This is a genomic window from Sphingobacterium bambusae (genome assembly GCF_033955345.1).
In the GTDB taxonomy this organism is placed as follows: domain Bacteria; phylum Bacteroidota; class Bacteroidia; order Sphingobacteriales; family Sphingobacteriaceae; genus Sphingobacterium; species Sphingobacterium bambusae.
Map to the genome: position 1 here is coordinate 4,498,678 of NZ_CP138332.1, position 19,211 is coordinate 4,517,888.

Annotated in this window: 12 protein-coding genes; 10 read left to right on the top strand and 2 right to left on the bottom strand. The window is 43.9% G+C overall.

Annotated elements, in window-relative coordinates; genetic code table 11:
* Positions 1-96 precede the first annotated feature (96 nt).
* Both SCB77_RS18660 and SCB77_RS18665 read right to left on the bottom strand, forming a co-directional pair.
* Positions 97-678: a DoxX family protein gene (locus SCB77_RS18660; protein ID WP_320183513.1), complete on the bottom strand. Its 582-nt coding sequence runs from the start codon at positions 676-678 to the stop codon at positions 97-99.
* Positions 679-878: 200 nt separating this feature from the next.
* Positions 879-1,601, bottom strand: a complete 723-nt coding sequence (locus tag SCB77_RS18665; RefSeq protein ID WP_320183514.1) for an SMI1/KNR4 family protein — start codon at positions 1,599-1,601, stop codon at positions 879-881.
* Between the two features lie 270 nt (positions 1,602-1,871).
* Between SCB77_RS18665 and SCB77_RS18670 the strand changes: the two genes are divergently transcribed.
* From SCB77_RS18670 to rpmA, 10 genes are all read left to right on the top strand, one after another.
* The gene (locus SCB77_RS18670; protein ID WP_320183515.1) at positions 1,872-5,798 is read left to right on the top strand and encodes a two-component regulator propeller domain-containing protein; all 3,927 of its coding nucleotides are present in this window, start codon (positions 1,872-1,874) and stop codon (positions 5,796-5,798) included.
* Between the two features lie 188 nt (positions 5,799-5,986).
* Positions 5,987-7,300 (top strand): IPT/TIG domain-containing protein, encoded by a 1,314-nt coding sequence (locus tag SCB77_RS18675; protein WP_320183516.1) that lies wholly within the window; start codon positions 5,987-5,989, stop codon positions 7,298-7,300.
* A gap of 12 nt (positions 7,301-7,312) precedes the next feature.
* Positions 7,313-8,275: a glycoside hydrolase family 43 protein gene (locus SCB77_RS18680; RefSeq protein ID WP_320183517.1), complete on the top strand. Its 963-nt coding sequence runs from the start codon at positions 7,313-7,315 to the stop codon at positions 8,273-8,275.
* Positions 8,276-8,297: 22 nt separating this feature from the next.
* Positions 8,298-11,312 (top strand): SusC/RagA family TonB-linked outer membrane protein, encoded by a 3,015-nt coding sequence (locus SCB77_RS18685; RefSeq protein ID WP_320183518.1) that lies wholly within the window; start codon positions 8,298-8,300, stop codon positions 11,310-11,312.
* A gap of 80 nt (positions 11,313-11,392) precedes the next feature.
* Positions 11,393-12,955 (top strand): RagB/SusD family nutrient uptake outer membrane protein, encoded by a 1,563-nt coding sequence (locus SCB77_RS18690; protein WP_320183519.1) that lies wholly within the window; start codon positions 11,393-11,395, stop codon positions 12,953-12,955.
* Positions 12,956-12,973: 18 nt separating this feature from the next.
* The gene (locus SCB77_RS18695; protein ID WP_320183520.1) at positions 12,974-13,924 is read left to right on the top strand and encodes a glycoside hydrolase family 43 protein; all 951 of its coding nucleotides are present in this window, start codon (positions 12,974-12,976) and stop codon (positions 13,922-13,924) included.
* A gap of 44 nt (positions 13,925-13,968) precedes the next feature.
* Entirely contained in the window at positions 13,969-15,990 is a 2,022-nt protein-coding gene (locus SCB77_RS18700; RefSeq protein WP_320183521.1) for a hypothetical protein, read from the top strand.
* A 320-nt stretch (positions 15,991-16,310) separates the two neighbouring features.
* Complete coding sequence (locus SCB77_RS18705) at positions 16,311-18,221, top strand: amidophosphoribosyltransferase (RefSeq protein WP_320183522.1); 1,911 nt, start codon at positions 16,311-16,313, stop codon at positions 18,219-18,221.
* A gap of 201 nt (positions 18,222-18,422) precedes the next feature.
* A complete protein-coding gene (gene rplU / locus SCB77_RS18710) occupies positions 18,423-18,734 on the top strand; it encodes a 50S ribosomal protein L21 (RefSeq protein ID WP_037494579.1) in 312 nt (103 codons plus the stop codon).
* A gap of 48 nt (positions 18,735-18,782) precedes the next feature.
* A complete protein-coding gene (rpmA, locus tag SCB77_RS18715) occupies positions 18,783-19,055 on the top strand; it encodes a 50S ribosomal protein L27 (RefSeq protein WP_320183523.1) in 273 nt (90 codons plus the stop codon).
* Positions 19,056-19,211: the final 156 nt, after the last annotated feature.

Genomic DNA, 19,211 nt, shown 5'->3' on the forward strand with positions numbered 1-19,211 from the left:
CATAAGAGACGAGTAACAGTAGAAAAGCGCATCAATCCGGAAGGTTGGTGCGCTTTCTATTTTTGTGTTCTTTCCCTATTGATTGAATACGGAATGCTAACTAATGTAATGTTTAACAAATAAGTAACACCATTTTATGACAACGTGGGTACACTCTATTATGACCATCAGCAAAGGAATGCTGCAATACATCCATATCCTGTAGGGCTTGAATTTATTCGTTTTCGTAACAATATTCCAAACGGCATAGAGCTTTGCTCGTTCGCGATGCAGAATAAGTCCGCAAAGTACGAGATAGAACGTCAATCTAAAGATAAAGCCGATCTTGAGCGCTTTTGGCATAATCATAATATCGATAACAAGAATGTTCAATAGAATAGGAATGAGTATCGCTACACCAATAATAAAAGTTCGTCGAAACAATAGTAATAGGGCAGCGGTAATTTGACTAATACCGACAAAGCAAGAAAATAGTCGATCCTCAAAAAGATACCACGCTACTTTAAATAAACTTAAATCTCGAAGTGCTGTCCCCATTTCAGTATCGGTAAGATTGCCAAATTGTAAACCAAATAATTTGCTGACCCCATAAGAAATAAAGACGGCGGCAAGGAGATAGCGAACTGAAAGTAAGGTGAGATCCCATAGCTGCGGTTTGATGCTTGTTTTTTTTTCCATGTATTCAGGTGCTTATGTTAATTCGGTAGATAGCAGCTTTATCAGCTACTACCGTTAAAGATGCTTAACATAATAACATTCCATAAGGAAAAAATAAATTTTCTTACTAGTGATGCTTATGGTTTTAAAGGTACGGATGGATAACCTTGAAGAAAATGTCTTGATGATTCGGTGCGGCAGCTGATTTTGTTATAAAACGCTTACCCAAAAAGTCTAGAAAAAAAGCCTTTTTTCCTGTTTTTTAATACCCAGATTAGTTCTGTAGGATGTCTTTGCGCAAGCTGGTTTGGTCCGAACTTTCCCCATGCAAAGCCCATTCCGTTTTGTCCTTGACTAAGATCGGCGATTGTCCAATCGTCACCGACAAAAGTTGACAGAAATTCCGAGTAGTCAGGTTGTTGTTCCATGAAATCAACTTTGGAAAGAAAACCGTTTTGCTGTTCCCAAACCGTTGTGACTGTATTAATTTGGAAATTTTCGATGTAATTGTCGCCTGGGTTTTGGTGAAAGTCGAGTAAGTGTTGCAAATACTCGTTGATATTTTGTGAATGCACAATAAATACGGCAGGATCGTGGCAAGCAAAGAATACCTTGCCCAAGCTTCCATCACTGTCGATATCAAGCACCCAATAATTTCCAAATCCATCATGTCCAAGCGTGATTGAGTTGGGAGATAGCTCCCAAAAACCAAATTCGTCGATAGAATCAAAATAAACCATACTGAATATTGGGCTGTCCCATCCACGGGTCACCTGTAGGATCTCGAGGATTTCCGTCGCGATATGCTTGTTAGGGAAGGACGCGCGTAAGTTTTCTATTTCTAGATCGCTCAGTTGGTCATGAAAATCTAGGGTATAGCTTTCCCCATCTTCGTCAAGGAAAGTAGTTTTTTTTAATGTATCTATTATCTCAAGGTTTGTCATACTGTTCCGCTAAAAGGTCTTCCAAATAAACAAACGGAGGAAAATCCTGATTAAACTCTAATATACGAAACAGCCTCGTTTCTACCAAGAATGCTAAACCTGAAAGCTATCTAACATACATATGGAAGGATCGAAAAACATAAATATCCACGAGCCACTTTGTAAAATTAAACTTATAACCCTATTTTAGCTTGCCAAAACCAATACGATATACACCGCTTTATGCCGTTTTTAGGGAAGTTTTTATTGCTGTTTATACCTATGTATTCCATGGTCTCTGCTACATGTGCACAGCAGGGAAAAGCCTACTATTTTCAACATATCAACAAAAACAATGGTTTATCCCAGAATACGGTAAACACTATTTTACAGGATCGACAAGGATTCATGTGGTTCGGCACAAAGGATGGATTGAATAGGTACGATGGTGTTTCGACGAAGGTTTACAGAGATGAGCATACAAGCGGTTATGGCTTAAAACATGCATTTGTTACCACATTATTTGAGGAGTACCAAGGCAACATTTGGATCGGTACCGACGTTGGACTCTATGTTTATAACCCCATTTATGAGCGTTTTGTTCGTTTTACAAGTAAAGCGGATGATGGTATCTCTATTAGCAAAACCGTCAACAAGATCGTTAATGGTGTAGGACAGCATGATGTATACATTGCGGTGCATGGGCAGGGACTTTTTGTTTTTGACACGATGCGGAAGCAGCTCAAGCACTACGCGTTTGAAGACAAAGGGCCTGTGCGAGATATACAGAGCGATAATCATGGACGTATATGGATCAGCTTTTATCGTGGTCTCTACTATTCCGATGATAAACTAGCTACCCTGAAACCGTATTTGGATCAGGACGGTAATGAGCCTTTTAAGCTAGAGGCAGTTACTGCAATAGCGCTAAGCGATGCTGGGAAGATGTATGTCGGTACGGAAAAGAATGGGCTTTTTGATGTCAACTTGTTGGAGCGGAGTCTGCAAAAAGTAAATTTGTCGAGAGGCTCAGCTACACCAATTTTTGTGCGTTGCTTGTACAGCTACACCGGCAATGAGATTTGGGTAGGCACAGAAACGGGAATCTATATTTACAATACCGCAAATAAATCACACAGGCAGTTACGACATGACCCTTCCGATCCTTATTCTATCGCCGACAACGCAATCTATTCGCTCTACAAAGATCGAGAAGGAGGGATGTGGGTAGGATCTTACTTTGGAGGTGTCAACTATTATCCCAAGCAAACATCGCATTTCGAAAAGTATTACCAAACGAATGTCGTAGGAAGCCTTCAGGGGAAGCGTGTACGCGAGATACGCGCGGGAAAAGGTGCTGATCTTTGGATCGGAACGGAAGATGCTGGAGTTTTTCGTTTCAATCAACAGACGAAAAAGTTTACACAGCTGGAAGCTAGCCGAGACTTTTCAAATGTACATGGGCTCGCGGTAGACAATGATGATCTTTGGGTGGGTACCTTTTCCAAAGGTGTCCGCGTGGTCAACAGCATTTCGGGAGCCGTTCGGTTGTATACTGCCGAAGATAATCCGCGTACCATTGGCGACAATTATGTGTTTTCTATTCTGAAAAGCAAGAATGGTACGATTTATCTAGGCACATCCCAAGGCTTAGTAAGCTATGACAAACAGTCGGGTCGCTTTCAAGATATTGATGCGCTAAATCATAACTTGATTTACGACATCAAGGAGGATAGCGACGGAAATCTATGGGTCGCTACCTATACCAACGGGGTGTTTCGCTATGAGCGTAGCAGCAAAACCTGGGAACAGTTTCAGCATAGCGATAAACAGGGAAGCCTGCCCTATGACAAAGTGCTGAGTGTTTTTGAGGATTCCAAGCAAAGGATTTGGTTGACAACGGAGGGTAAAGGCTTCTGTCGCTTTGATCCGAAAAAAAAGAGCTTCATTACCTATGCCAAGCAGGAAGGGTTGATCAATAGTGTGGTTTATCAGATCACCGAGGACGATAAAGGCTTCTTTTGGTTGACCACCAACAATGGTTTGATTCGCTTTCAGCCGGATGATGGAACGATTAAGACTTTTACCACCGCGAGCGGTATTTTAAGCGATCAGTTTAATTACAAGTCCAGCTTCAAAGCGAAGGACGGTAGTTTGTTGCTTGGTAGCATCAGCGGATTGATTGCCTTTAATCCCAATGCCTTTGTCGATAACACTTACGTTCCGCCAGTTTATATTACCGACTTCTTGCTTTTTGGGAAAACTCCTGAGGTAGCTGCTAAAAACTCTCCCTTGCAGAAAAGTATACTATTTTCGGATTCTATTAGCTTGGCACATGACCAAAATCATTTTTCATTGCGCCTAGCTGCGTTAAGCTTTCAAGTGCCGCAAGCAAATAACTTGCAGTATAAACTGGACGGTACGGGAGAGGACTGGCAACAGGTGACCGAATCATCGTTAATTAATTATTCCAATTTGCCAAGCGGAAGGTACACGTTTCGGGTACGCTTGGCAAACGATGGAACAGATGAAAGTCCAGCCCAACGAACCTTGTTCATCGAAATTAGGCCACCTTTCTATTTAACTGTTTGGGCTTTTCTGTTTTACGCACTGGCTACCTTGTTGATAAGCTATATGCTGTGGCGATTCTTTAAGCATCGGGCTAAATTGAAGCGATCGTTGTTTGTGCAGCAGTTGGAACAGCAGAAAGAACGGGAAATTCATGATGCGAAGATTAGTTTCTTTACCAATATAACCCATGAGATCCGAACGCCGCTGACCTTGATTAAAGGTCCTTTGGAGAATATCATCATCCAGAACCAAGTGTCGGATGTGGAAACCAAAGATGATCTTTTCGTGATGAAGAAAAATACGGACCGTTTATTGGATCTAACGAATCAGCTTTTGGATTTCAGAAAAACAGAGTTGGAAGGTTTCGGTCTACATCGAACGGAAAATAACATTAGCGAGATCTTATCGGAAATTTACAGCAGCTTTAAACCGCTGATCAAGGAATATGATCGTGATTTTAGATTGCAACTTCCGCCAGCGGGCTGCCATGCCGTAGTAGATCGAGAGGCATTTATCAAAATATTAAGCAATCTTTTCAGCAATGCCATTAAGTATGCCGATCGTAATATCATCGTACATCTGCGAAACGATGTGAAGGAAGAACAATTCGAAGTTTATGTGGAGAGTGATGGAGAACCGATTGCGGAGGAATATCAGGATGATATTTTTAAGCCTTTTAACCGTGGAAGCCAGCCGGAACATTTGTATCGCCCTGGCACAGGCATTGGCCTGCATCTCGCCCGTACGTTAGCTGAACTGCATGGCGGATCCCTTCGCCTCGAAATAGCGGGAAACAGCAATGCCTTCGTCCTTACTATACCATCAGCGTTACCATCTGTAAAGGAGTTACCAGCCGAGCCAATCGATGATATGTCGATGACAACTGCGGAAACTGAAGGCCCAACATATACCTTACTCATTGTAGAAGATAGCTTGGATATGCAGCAATTTATTCGAAAAACGCTTGCCTCAAAGTATCAGGTTATCATCGCCTCCAATGGAGAAGAAGCATTAACGCTTATTGCGCAACATTTTGTGCATATGATCATCAGCGATATCACCATGCCAAGGATGGATGGTATTGAACTGTGCAGAACATTGAAGTCCGATATACAGTATAGCCATATTCCTCTGCTGCTGCTCACGGCAAAATCTAGCTTGCAAGCTAAAATTGAAGGCATGGATGTGGGGGCTGATGCTTACGTGGATAAACCCTTTTCGCCGTCCTATCTGTTGGCGGTGGTGGCCAATCTAATCAACAGTAGGGAAAAACTGAAAGATGCATTTATGCGGAATCCCATGGTGATGTCTAGTTCGGTCATTAATACCGACACAGATAAAGCGTTTTTGAACAATCTCCGCGAGGTCATCTTGCAGAACATACAAAATGCCGATCTGAAGATGGAGGATATTGCCGAATCGATGAATATGAGCCGCGCAAGTTTTTATCGAAAAATCAAAGGATTGGTTGATTTAAGACCAAATGAATACCTGCGGTTGGAAAGGCTGAAAATGGCCGCACAACTTATTAAGGAAAATAAGTACCCTATAGGTGAGGTCTGCTACCTCGTAGGCTTCAACTCACCGTCTTATTTTGCCAAATGTTTCCAAGATCAATTTGGGATGTCTCCAAAAGACTACAAATAGCTAAGTTATTGTTTGTTAGTATTTTATAAAATAGTTTCATTGAAATTTGATACGATTTTGCTATTTAATGAGACTTTTTTAATAACAAAGATAGGCCGTCTGCTCTAAATTTGTTCCTGTTATTTCATGCTCACGGAGCATAGGGAAACAAGCTACCAAAAACATTATAAACGTATTATTTAAAACCAATGAAATCTATTCGCAAGAAAATTATTCGTGATTGTATGGGAGCATGTATTGCACTCTCATCGCTGTGGCTGTTGGCATGCAGCTCGGAGGTTAAGCCCGATCCGATTGGAGATCCCGTTGTGGAGGGGTTTTCTCCAGAAGTTGGTCGCGCAGGAACAGAACTCATCATCCGGGGCAACCATTTTGGAGATGATGTTGAACGTGTGAAGGTATCGGTCAACAACATATCAGCACAAGTTTTGGCTGTAACCGCTACGAAAATCTACGCACTCGTTCCAGCGGCCGCAGGAACCGGAGCTGTTAAAGTTACTATTGACAGTAAAGAATTTCAACCTACAGCCTCCTTTACCTATGAATTTGTACGCAAAGTGCAGACCTACAGTGGAAGTGGCGCAGCCGTATCGGTGGATGGCAGCTTAAGACAGGCGAGCTTTAATCGCCCCTATTGGTTGGCCTACGATCGTAAAGATGATGCCCTATTTGTTCTGGAAGAAGGTCGGCGGGTGCGTCGTATCAAAGATGGCCGTGTAGAAACAGTAGCCTCCTTAAGCGGCTCGATCAACAATCCTCGGAGCATAAGTATGTCTCTTAGCGCGGATACGCTCTTTATCGGTAATGATAACGCCGGTAATAACAACAATGTGAGCGTTGCCATCCTTACACGCAATACGGGTTTTCGTGTGCAAGAAGATTATGTGCGCTCAACAAATGAAACACGACATGTGAATTTTGCAGGTGTACATCCCGTGGATGGAACGCTTATGTTTTACTGTTGGCCGCGCAAACTCTACACGTGGAATAAAACCGAAAATAGGGTAGAGTTACTACAAGATTTGGTGAATGTGGCAGGTATTTCGGGCGATTATTACGCGAATTTCTCGTTCTCTCCAGATGGAAGAGAGATTTATCTGGTGGTGAAATATCCATTTATAGGCGTGCTTAAGGCAGGTTATGACGCTTCCAGCAAGCGTATTGTCAACGGATTTCAACGTTTGGCAGGAACCGGGTCTTGGGGCGCTCGCGACGGACAAGGCACGGAAGCCAGCTTCGATCAACCAGCACAATCCGTCGTAGCCGCCGATGGCAGCATTTTTATAGCCGAGAAATACAACCATATGGTGCGTCGTGTTACACCGGCCGGTGCGGTGACACGGTATGCTGGTGATGGCGGTCCCGGCAACCAAGGTTTTTTGGAAGGAGATCAGTTTGCTGCAAAATTCAACGAACCTGAAGGGATTGCTATCGATAAAGACGGGAATATATTCATTGCCGATCTACGCAATTCAAGAATTCGCGTAATCCGAGAAGAATAGTCAAAATAAGAGATGAAAAGAAATAAAAACATAGTGCGAAGTTTATTGGCCTGTACGTTGCTGTCCATGTCATGTAGTAGCCAAAAATTAAATCAGGAAAGCAACTTGCCTTTGGCTGATCCGTTTATCCTACGACACAACGATCGCTATTTTGCGTATGGTACGAGCTCGGACGAAGGGTTTGAAGTTTACCACTCGACGGATCTGCAGTCTTGGACGAAGCATAACCAATTGTTGCTGAAAAAAGAAGACTCTTATGGTAACAAGTGGTTTTGGGCACCCGAGGTTTACTACAATGCCAAAACAGCTAAGTTTTACCTGTTCTACTCTGCGGAAGAACATATCTGTGTGGCTACTGCCGACACACCATTGGGGCCGTTTAGACAGGACGAGCCTAAGCCTATGCGTGCAGAAAAGGGGATTGACTCTTCGCTTTTTATTGACGAGGATGGCAAAGCTTATCTCTATTTCGTTCGTTTTACCGATGGCAACGTGATTTGGGTCGCTGAATTGGAAGACGATTGGCAAACGATCAAGGAAGAGACATTGACAAAATGCATCGATGCGTCGACCCAACCTTGGGAGAAGGCACTGGGTAAGGTCGCGGAAGGAGCCTCCGTCATAAAGCATGAAGGGACGTATTATCTGCTCTATTCGGGTAATGATTTCCGCAGTCTAGACTACGGCGTTGGATTTGCTACGGCGAGCTCCCCAACCGGACCATGGACAAAGGATCCAAACAATCCCATTTTGCAACGTCCCGAGAAAGGCCTCGTTGGTACCGGTCATGGCGCATATTTTACCGATGAAAAAGGGAAGTTAAAGTATGTTTTCCATGCGCATCGCGATACTTCGAATGTCAACCCTCGATTACTGTATATGGTCGACATGGCCATCAAGAATAAGCAGGTAACGATGGATAAAAGTAGCATCATTCGGCCACAAGTAGTGGAACCGAATGTGCAAGGTAACTAATGGATAATAAACGTATAAAATTATGATAAGGATATTTTTAATACTTCTATTTGCAGTTTGGTCTAGCTCAATGTATGCACAGCAGGCAAACGTAAAGGGAAGCGTGCTTGATGGGCGTGCTGCGGCCTTGCCCAGTGTAAATGTGAGCGCTAAAGGCAAGCAAATTGCTACCCAAACAGATGCAATGGGTGATTTTTCTATCGCTATAGCAATGGGCGATACCTTGGTGTTTTCAAAAGTAGGCTTTAAAGGTGTAGAGCATCCGTATACAGGGGAAGTACCTTTGCAAATCACGATGACCGAGGATGATCGCGAGCTGGATGAGGTGGTTGTCATTGGTTACCAAACCGTTCGTAAAGCAGATCTCACGGGGGCCGTGTCTGTATTCAAGCCTGCGGAGATGAAAAACACGATTGTGACGGGAACTGTGGGCGATGCATTGGTTACCGTGCCTGGCGTCAATGTGCGTACGGCGGGTGCGCCTGGGAGCGAGGGTAAGGTCGAAATTCGTGGTACGGGAACCTTCGGAAACAGCAATCCACTCTATGTGGTGGACGGTGTGATCTCCGGTGCGAACCGTGACTTCAACTTCAACGATATCGAGAGCATACAGGTGTTGAAAGATGCCTCAGCTGCCGCTATCTATGGTTCACGCGCCGGTAATGGGGTGATTATCATTACCACTAAGCAAGGTAAGGAAGGCAAGATGAAAATTGATCTTTCCTCCGTACGGACATCACAATGGTTGCCCCGTTACAACTTGACCGATAGGGAGCAGTGGATAAAGTTAAATGACTTGGCTTTTATGAACGCGATTTCCAATGGAAACACCAATATCAAGGGGCTTGCAAATCATTTTGAAGGAAATACCGACTGGCAGGATGAAGTTTTCAAAACTGGCGTCGTGGAAGATCACAACATCTCTTTTTCCGGCGGCAGCAGTGCTGGTCGTTATTTTATCTCCGGCAACTATCAGCGTAACGCTGGAACTACAATCGGTTCGCAAAGTGAACGTTTCACCCTTCGATCCAATACGTCTGCTACGCGCGATTTTGGTGACCATGTTAAGTTCACCATTGGTGAAAACATCGTGTTAAGTCATTATGGTGTCGATGAACTGGATACCAACCCGATCATCGATGTGTATCGGATGTTGCCTACCATTCCGATCTATGACGATAGGAATTTTGGAGGTTACGGTTATGGTAACGGTGCTTACAATATCACCTTTGGTACAAATCCGTTTGCAAAAGAGGATTTTACGGATACCAGAAACAGCAACCTGCGCGTGCGTGGTAATGCATTTGCCTCTTTGGATATTTTCAAGATGTTCAAATACAAGTTTAATTTTGGTTTTGATTTCAGCAATGACAAATACCGCTACCTGCGCAAAGTAGGCTCGTGGCAGGTAAACCAGCCTATAGATCCATCCTCGCTCACCAAACGGCAGGCTCAGTCGCAGGAATTCGTATTCGACAACACACTAGAGTTTAACAAGCAGTTCGGAAAGCATGCGCTATCTGCTGTTGCGGGTGTCAGCTTTCAACCCTTTGCTTACGAACAGATATGGGGATCCAAGAACGATGTGTTGCTGAACAGCGGCACAGGCGCTTATTACGAACAGCTAGATGCAGCCCTGCGTGACCCACGTACCGGCGGATTCGAAAACCTGTCAAAGTTGTATTCGGTATTCGGCAGGGTGAACTATAGCTACGACGATCGCTATCTATTGAGCGGAACCTTGCGTCGAGATGAGTCTTCACGTTTTGCTCCTCAATATAACACGGGCTATTTTCCCTCCGCATCGGTGGGCTGGCGCATCAGTGAGGAGCGTTTCTTCAACGTGCCCTGGATCAACGACTTGAAGATTCGCGGAAACTACGGTATACTAGGAACATCCAATATCGGTTTTTGGGATTGGGTCGAGCTAATCAATTCCTTTCCACAGGCTTCTTTTGGGGACAACATGACATCGGTACCGGGGATGACTCAAATACAGTTGGCTAACGTGGATTTACAGTGGGAGAAATTATCGCAAATGAATGCCGGATTGGATGTAGCGCTGTTGGATAATCGACTTAACCTTTCGATGGAGTATTTTATCAAGACGACGAAAGATGTGCTGACACAGATGCAGATTTTGCAGTCTACAGGTAACAACGGAGGTAATCCGTTCGTTAACGCCGCCAGTTTGGAGAATAGAGGCGTTGAAATTGCCTTGAGCTGGAAAGATAAAATTGGCGAAGATTTTCAGTACGGCATAGACCTTAATGGTTCCTATCTGAAAAATACGATCAAAGAGTTAGGATATGGCCGTACAGAGTTCACCCAGTGGGATACCAAATCCGTTGTTGGGCGGTCTATTGGCGAATGGTATCTGATTAAAACCGATGGTCTTTTTCGTTCTATGGAGGAAGTTATGGCACATCGCAATGGCGATGGTCGGTTGATTCAGCCCAATGCACGCCCCGGAGACGTCAAATATATAGATTTCAATGACGATGGCATGATTACCGATGCCGACCGCCAATATTTGGGCACCACCATCCCTAAGTATCAACTGGGCATGAACCTGATGTTTGCTTACAAAGGCATTGATCTACAGGTGCAAATGACCGGTGCCTTTGGACATATGGTATACAATGGTCCACGTTCAGGGTTCGATCGTTTCGACGATAATTCCAATTATCGTGCAGATTACGATGCCTGGACACCAGAGAACCCAAATGGTAAAGACCCAAGGCCGATCTTCGCTGATTCGCGCAATGCACGCCCAGATCAAGATCGCTGGTTGGAAAATGGCAACTATGTACGCGTGAAACAGATCGCATTTGGGTACAATCTGCCGAAGGCCGTTTTGGGAAAGGTGTTTACTGGTGCAAGAGTGTTTGTCAACGGTCAAAACCTGCTCACTTTCACACCTTATACAGGGCTTGATCCTGAATTCCTTAACCGGAATATTTGGGATCGTACTTACGATGGTGGCGCATTTCCCAATCCGAAAGGTTTTACGTTTGGCGCTCAACTATCCTTTTAACTGAAAAACAAGAAAATGGGTTAACAACGAAGGAAAGTTAGACCGTAGGTCAGCCTTAGCAACCCTTTTAACGATATATCATGAAAAAATTAATCTATATATTTTGCGCCTTATGTCTGCTTCAGGCATGCAAGGTGGATGTAGAAAATCCGAATTCGTTGATCAAAGAGAACTTTTGGAAAACGGAGTCCGATGCCTTACATGGTGTAAATGCCATCTATAATATGTTTTATAAGCCGGGTACTTATGCGCGCTGGATGTGGTTTCGCCATGATCTGACATCCGACGAGGGCTTCAGCCAAAGCCCTTGGGCGGAACTGCGAGAGTGGACGCAGTTTACCTATAACAATTACAACTTCGCGGAGGGTAATGGCATGACCTATTCGGAGTGCTATCAAGCAGTTTTTCGCGCAAATCAAGTGTTGTTTCACGTGCCGCAGATAGCCTTTGCGAATGAAACAAACCGGGAACAGCTGCTTGGGCAAGCTTATTTTCTTCGGGGCTTATATTACTACAATTTAGCGGTGCTATGGGGAACGGAGAACAAAAGTTTACCGATCATCTTGGAGCCCTCTACGCCGGGGATGCAACCGGAAGGACATACCGAAACCGAAGTCTTTCAACAGGCTATTCTCGACCTAACCGAAGCACAACGTCTTTTGCCTAATGCTTGGAGCGGTTCCGATAAAGGACGTACAACAAGAGGAGCAGCGCTCGCCTTACGTGCTAAATGTTATATGCAACTGCACCAATGGCAAGAGGCACGTGCCGACTTGGCTTGGCTCGTCGATGGTGAAGGACGCAGCTTTTACGATTTGGTGCCAAACTATGCCAATAACTTTAGCTCGACGCAAGAAAATAACATCGAATCGGTGTTCGAAATCCAGTATTCCGATGTGAATAAGGCGCCAGCGGGCGATGGTGCGTTTTCCGTAGACCCCAATTTGGGACTGCATCGGGGACAGTTTTTTGCACCTCCCGGCGTGGGCTGGAATGATGGTGAATTACGTCCTTGGATTGTAAGCGAGTTTAAAAAGGAAAAAACTAGAACCAACGGTAATGATGTGCGTCTGAAATTTACAGCATTTTACCAAGGAATGGAGAATGACTATGCGGATAACACCAAGATTTACAGCCTCACCAGCAACAACGCCTTATGGCAACAAAGCAATTGGCAGGGAAGGGTCTTCTTTAGGAAATATTCCTCAACCGATAGAGGCTTGGATGACTACTACAATCCGATCAATGTGCGCGTCATTCGATTTGCGGATGTATTGTTAATGTATGCGGAATGTATTGCCGAGAGTGATGGAAATTTGGATGAAGCTGTGGCCTTGGTGAATCGTGTGCGTGAACGCGTTAATATGCCTGCTTTAACGGTTAATCATTTCGCGAGTACAACGGATAAAGCCCGTTTTCTAAAACGCTTGCAGATGGAGCGATTCTTGGAACTGGCGACGGAAGGCCATCGGTGGGCAGATATCAAGCGCTGGGGCTTGTTGAACAACCAAGCCGGTATTGATGAATTGAAACAGCGGGATGCCGACTTCAATAACTTTGTCATTGGACGCCATGGAAGTTTACCGATTCCTTCTGATGAGGTCAACAACAATCCGAACGTGGTACAAAATCCAAATTATTAATGCTTTATTACTAAGATTATGAAAATCATACCTTATATACTTTTCGCACTTAGTTTTCTGCTGTTTACAGGATGCGAAAAAAATGAAACAACGGATGTCCCGTATACGACGCCCGTTTTATTGGGTGACCCCAATATCATGTTGCACGATGGCGTTTATTATGCTTATGGCACCAATGCCGCTGACGGGATTGAGGTTTATACCTCGGAAGATCTAAAAAGCTGGACAAAGTCCCCTAAGCTAGCGCTGCACAAGAACGATACGTGGACACAACGATGGTTCTGGGCTCCAGAGGTCTATTATATAGCTTCCAAAAATAAGTTCTATATGTATTTCACCGCTGATGAGCACATCGGCGTCGCTACCGCAGACTCGCCACTTGGGCCATTCACGCAGGATGTAAAGGAGCCGATGTGGAAAGATGCCAAGGCCATTGACAATTCACTATATATCGACGAAGACGGAACTCCCTATCTTTATTTCGTTCGATTTACCGACGGGTCTGTCGTTTGGGTAGCCGAACTGGAAGACGACCTCAAGACAATAAAAAGTGAAACATTGAAAAGCTGTATCCAAGTGTCCCAAGGCTGGGAAAATATTCAAGGTCGAATCAACGAAGGGCCTTTTGTTATCAAGCATGAAGGCCTTTATTACATGACCTACTCGGCCAATCACTTTGAAAGCCCGTATTATGGTGTTGGTTACGCTACAGCGACTTCACCCACCGGTCCATGGATGAAATACAGTGGCAATCCTATTTTACAAAAACCACAAAATTATATTGGCGTGGGACACCACTCTTTGTTTTGGGACAAAGAAGGGCAACTGAAGATTGTCTTTCATGCCCACTATTCCACGGGTAGCGTGTTGCCCAGGGTAATGCTTATTGCTGATGTTAATTTCTCCAACGATGATGTTCCGGTTATGGAAGTCAGTGAGGAGGTTTTATATCCCGTTGTTGTACGTTAAATTATGTGCCGTATCTAAACTTAAATGAATTAATAAACGAAAAAATGATGAAAAGAATTCTAGGTGTTGTCCTGTTGACCTGTATGCATGTGTTATCATGGGCGAAAGATGATGGGACAACATCCGAATGGCGTATCGCCCTCAAGAAACCTGGTAACAAAGCTACAACCTACGTGCTGCATGCAGGCGCAACCAATCAATTGCAGGCGGATAAGCCATTGCCAGTATTGGTTACGCGAACAGTAGAGGACGCTGCTGATGTGAAACGCATCACCGTAACCTTGGAAGCAAAGGAAACGCTGTATTACAACTTTGAAGAAGTGCAGCAGCTTGCAGGCTTTGTACATCAGGACTGTCAATTCCTGATGCCCGGCTTTTGGTACCGCAAAAATTTGCGTTCGCCGAAAGAAGCTCCTTCCTTTGCCACGAGCGACAACTGGCAGGTGCGTGAAGATCGCTTGAGCACACCATTGACAGGCATATACAATGAGCAAAGTCAGGATTACTATACGGTGTTGCGTGTAGACAAGCTTGACGAGGAGGCCTTGACGACGCACAGCACTGGGGAGGTCATTCTCTCCGGTAGAACCTCGCTCGGATCGACAGGATTCAGAAACCACAACAATACGGTAGCGCTTGTCTTTGGCTTTCCCTACAGCGAAGCACCATATACTTACCTTCGTAAACTGACTTTGGCGCCGTCCGTTCAGGCCTTTGAGAAGTTAGAGCAAGGGGAGAAGCGAACGCTAACCTGGGAGATCAGAAAAGGTCGTGCCGTAGATTACTCGACTTTTGTCGCCGACGTGTGGAACTACTCGTTTGATGTGTTGAAGCCGGCAGTTTATCCTGATGCGCTGTCTACAGCTGATGCGAAGAAAGCACTTTCCGGTTTCTTTGCACAAAGCTACGTAGATCGTCACGAGCTAAAATACTTTTCTGGTATACACATGCGTGTAGACGATTGCGCGAGCAATGATTTGACAGAAGTCGGTTTTATTGGCCGTGTACTCTTAAATGCTTTCAATGCCTTGGAGTATGCGGAGGCAAATGGCGATGCCGAGTTGGCCAGAAAGGCCAATAGCATATTTGATTCGTATCTTCAATTTGGCTTCACTGCTAATGGATTCTTCCGGGAGTTTGTGGATTTAAAAAACAAAAGCGAAACCCAAGAGCTTAGTATCCGACGACAGTCGGAAGGGCTCTTTGCTGTGCTCAACTATTTAGCCTACGAAAAACGTCAAAAGAGGATGCACCCAGAATGGGAAGAGCGTGTAAAGAAGCTGTTTACAAATTTTGACAGATTACAGCAGCCGGACGGCAAGTATCCGCGTAAGTTTGATGACGCTTTTAACGTGGTAGATCCCTCGGGAGGAAGTACCCCATCCGCGGTATTACCTTTAACAATGGCCTACAGCTATTTTAAGCAGGAGGCTTATCTGAAAAGTGCAAAACGTTCAGCAGGATACTTGGAACGTGAATTAATAAACAAAGCGGACTATTTCTCTTCTACGTTGGACGCCAACTGTGAAGACAAGGAAGCCTCCCTTTATGCCTCTACGGCGATGCACTACTTGGCACAAGTTACCAAGGGGAAAGAGCGCTCGAAATATGTTGACCTTTGCCAGAAAGCAGCATACTTCTGTCTCTCTTGGTACTACCTATGGGATGTTCCTTTTGCACAAGGGCAGATGCTTGGCGATGTGGATTTTAAAACGCGCGGATGGGGCAACGTTTCCGTAGAGAACAACCACGTGGATGTATTTATCTTTGAGTTCGCCGCCATTTTGGATTGGTTGGCTGTCGAGAAGAAGGAAAGCCGTTTTTCGGCATTCTCCTCGGTAATCAAAACCAGCATGTTACAGCTCATGCCTGTAGAAGGTGCCATGTTTGATGTTGCGAAGACAGGTTATTATCCGGAAGTGGTGCAACATACCAATTGGGATTATGGCAAGAATGGAAAAGGATTTTACAATGATATCTTCGCTCCGGGCTGGACGGTGGCCTCGTTGTGGCAACTGTTAAGTCCCGATCGCGTTTCAACCTATTTTAACAAGAGCGGTAAATAAAATCGTACTTAACGCATCGGGGAGCCTGTCGAAAATCCAAGCGAACCTGATCACAAAATGGAAGGATATTGACGAAGCGATCTGACATTTTTCGAAATGTAGATGGCTTCGTCATGCTTTCTCGCAAAAATACATTTTTCAATATTCAACAGGCAATCTGGAAATCTTCTGTTGTTTTTCTTGCGTTTTGGCTGCTGCAGCGCTGGTAAAAAGGATGCAAATAGCTATTGTTTTCTGAGCGTAATAAAAATGTTTTAGCTTCTTTTTTGTTGCGCTTTATTTTCTAAATAATATGTACCTTTGCAGCATCAATTCAAGCTATGAGTGACGCTATAAAACATGAGTGCGGTATAGCACTCGTTCGATTACTGAAACCCCTATCTTATTATCAGGAAAAATACGGTACGCCCTACTATGGCATCAATAAGTTGTATCTCCTTATGGAGAAACAGCATAACAGAGGTCAGGATGGAGCTGGTATTGCAACGATTAAATTCGATGTAAAACCCGGTAACCGCTATATTTCCCGCTATCGAGCGATGGGATCATCTGCTGTAGCCGATATTTTCGAATACGTGCAGAAGAAGTTTGCCGCGGTGAACAAGGCTTATCCGGTAGAATCCAAAGATACCGATTGGCTGAAGGAACATGTGAGCTTTACAGGGGAGGTTCTATTAGGACATCTTCGCTATGGAACGCATGGTAAAAACAGTATAGAGAGCTGTCATCCTTTCCTACGTCAGAACAACTGGATGACGCGTAACCTCGTCGTTGCTGGAAATTTTAACATGACCAACGTAGACGAATTGTTGCAGCAATTGTATGAACTGGGGCAACATCCGAAAGAGCAAGCAGACACGGTAACGGTATTAGAAAAAATAGGTCACTTCTTGGACGACGAAAACCAAGAACTCTTTGACCAATTCAAACAGGAGGGTTACTCCAATATTGAGATCAGTGCACAAATTGCGAAGAATTTGGACGTTGCCAAGATATTGACCCGCTCCGCGAAAACTTGGGACGGTGGATACACCATCGCGGGTATTTTCGGTCATGGCGATGCGTTCGTTATGCGCGATCCTGCAGGTATCCGTCCGGCATTTTATTATCAAGATGATGAAGTGTTGGTCGTTGCTTCTGAGCGTCCCGTTATCCAAACAGCATTTAACGTGCCTTTGGGCGCTGTACAGGAGATCAAACCTGGACATGCTTTGATTGCTAAAAAAGATGGTACCATTACGCAAGAGATGTTCCGCCAGCCGGCAGAACAAAAATCTTGTTCCTTTGAGCGTATTTATTTCTCTCGCGGATCGGATGCCGATATCTATAAAGAGCGTAAAGAATTGGGTCGTTTGTTGTGTCCACAGATCTTAGAAGCAGTAGGTAGTGATATAAAAAATACGGTATTTTCCTTTATTCCAAACACGGCAGAGGTTTCCTACTACGGCGTGATGGAAGGGATCAATACCTATGTGCGTAAGTACCAAAAAGATGTCTTGCTTAACAGAGCGGATAAGATTTCAGACGGTGAACTGGAAGAGATGATAAACATTACGCCGCGATTCGAGAAGTTGAATGTGAAAGATGCGAAATTGCGTACCTTCATTACACAGGATGCCGACCGTACGGATATGGTGCAGCACGTGTACGATACGACTTATGGTATTGTCAAAGATCATGAAGACACGATTGTGGCCATTGATGATTCTATTGTTCGTGGTACAACCCTAAAGCAAAGTATCTTGACGATTTTGGATCGCTTGAACCCAAAGAAAATCGTGATTGTTTCTTCCGCTCCACAGATTCGTTACCCCGACTGTTACGGTATTGATATGTCTAGGATGGGCGAGTTCGTTGCATTCGAGGCAGCAATATCCTTGTTGAAGCAAAAAGGGCTAGCACATGTTGTGGATGAAGTGTATCAACGTTGTTTAGCTTCTGTTACGAAGCCTAAGCATGAGGTGGAAAACTATGTAAAGGCAATCTACGAACCTTTTACAGACGTGGAAATCTCTGCAGAAATTGCACGTATTATACGCCCACACAATCTTAAAGCCGAATTGGAAGTGGTTTATCAAACCTTAGACAATTTGCACCAAGCTTGTCCAAATCACTTGGGTGACTGGTATTTCTCTGGTGATTATCCAACGCCAGGAGGAAATAAAGTTGTGAACAAGGCGTTTATGAACTGGGTGGAAGGAAAGAACGTTAGAGCATATTTTAGTAATTAAACATTAGGAGTGCTTAGCGCACTTCCTACGATGTAAAAATACAGGATGAAAGGATTGTTTTGATAAGGCAATCCTTTCCCGTTTTTTCGGATATCCATGCGTTACGACAGAGCGCTACTTTTTTTACTTTTTACTTTTTCTTTTTTACTTTATTTCATATCTTTGCAGCTCATTAAATATTAACATATATATTATATAACAATGTACGCAATAGTAAATATAGCAGGACAGCAATTTAAAGTTGCTAAAGACCAGTACCTTTTTGTACACCGTTTACAAGGAGATGAAGGCGCTAGTATTGAATTTGACAATGTATTGTTAGCAGAAGACGGTGGTAAATTCACTGTAGGTACGCCAAGTATCTCAGGCGCTAAAGTTTCGGCTACTATTTTGTCTCATTTGAAAGGTGATAAAGTTATCGTTTTCAAGAAAAAACGTCGTAAAGGCTACAAAAAGAAAAACGGTCACCGTCAACAATTCACTAAAATCCAGATCACTGGTATCAGTTTATAATCGAATTTTTAATCTGACTTTTTAAGAGTCATAAATTAGGATAAAGAAATGGCACATAAAAAAGGTGCGGGTAGTTCCAAGAACGGCCGTGAGTCACATAGTAAGAGATTAGGTATCAAGATTTTCGGTGGTCAACAAGCTATTGCTGGTAACATCATCGTACGTCAGCGTGGTACATTGCACAATCCTGATGCGAACGTAGGTGTTGGTAAAGACCATACATTGTACGCATTGGTTGATGGTACGGTAGTTTTCCGTAAGAAAGCAAACAACAAATCTTATGTATCAGTAGTTCCAGTTGTTGCTGCTGAACAAAACTAATTAGGTTTACACCTGAAGAATTAAGGCCGTGAAGATTTTCTTTACGGCTTTTTTGTGGATTAACGTTGTCTGAAAGCTTGATTGATTTGTGTTCGTAGCTCAAACATGACTACTTGCTATTCATCACGTATAGTTTCTCGATATGCTGTGCTTGAT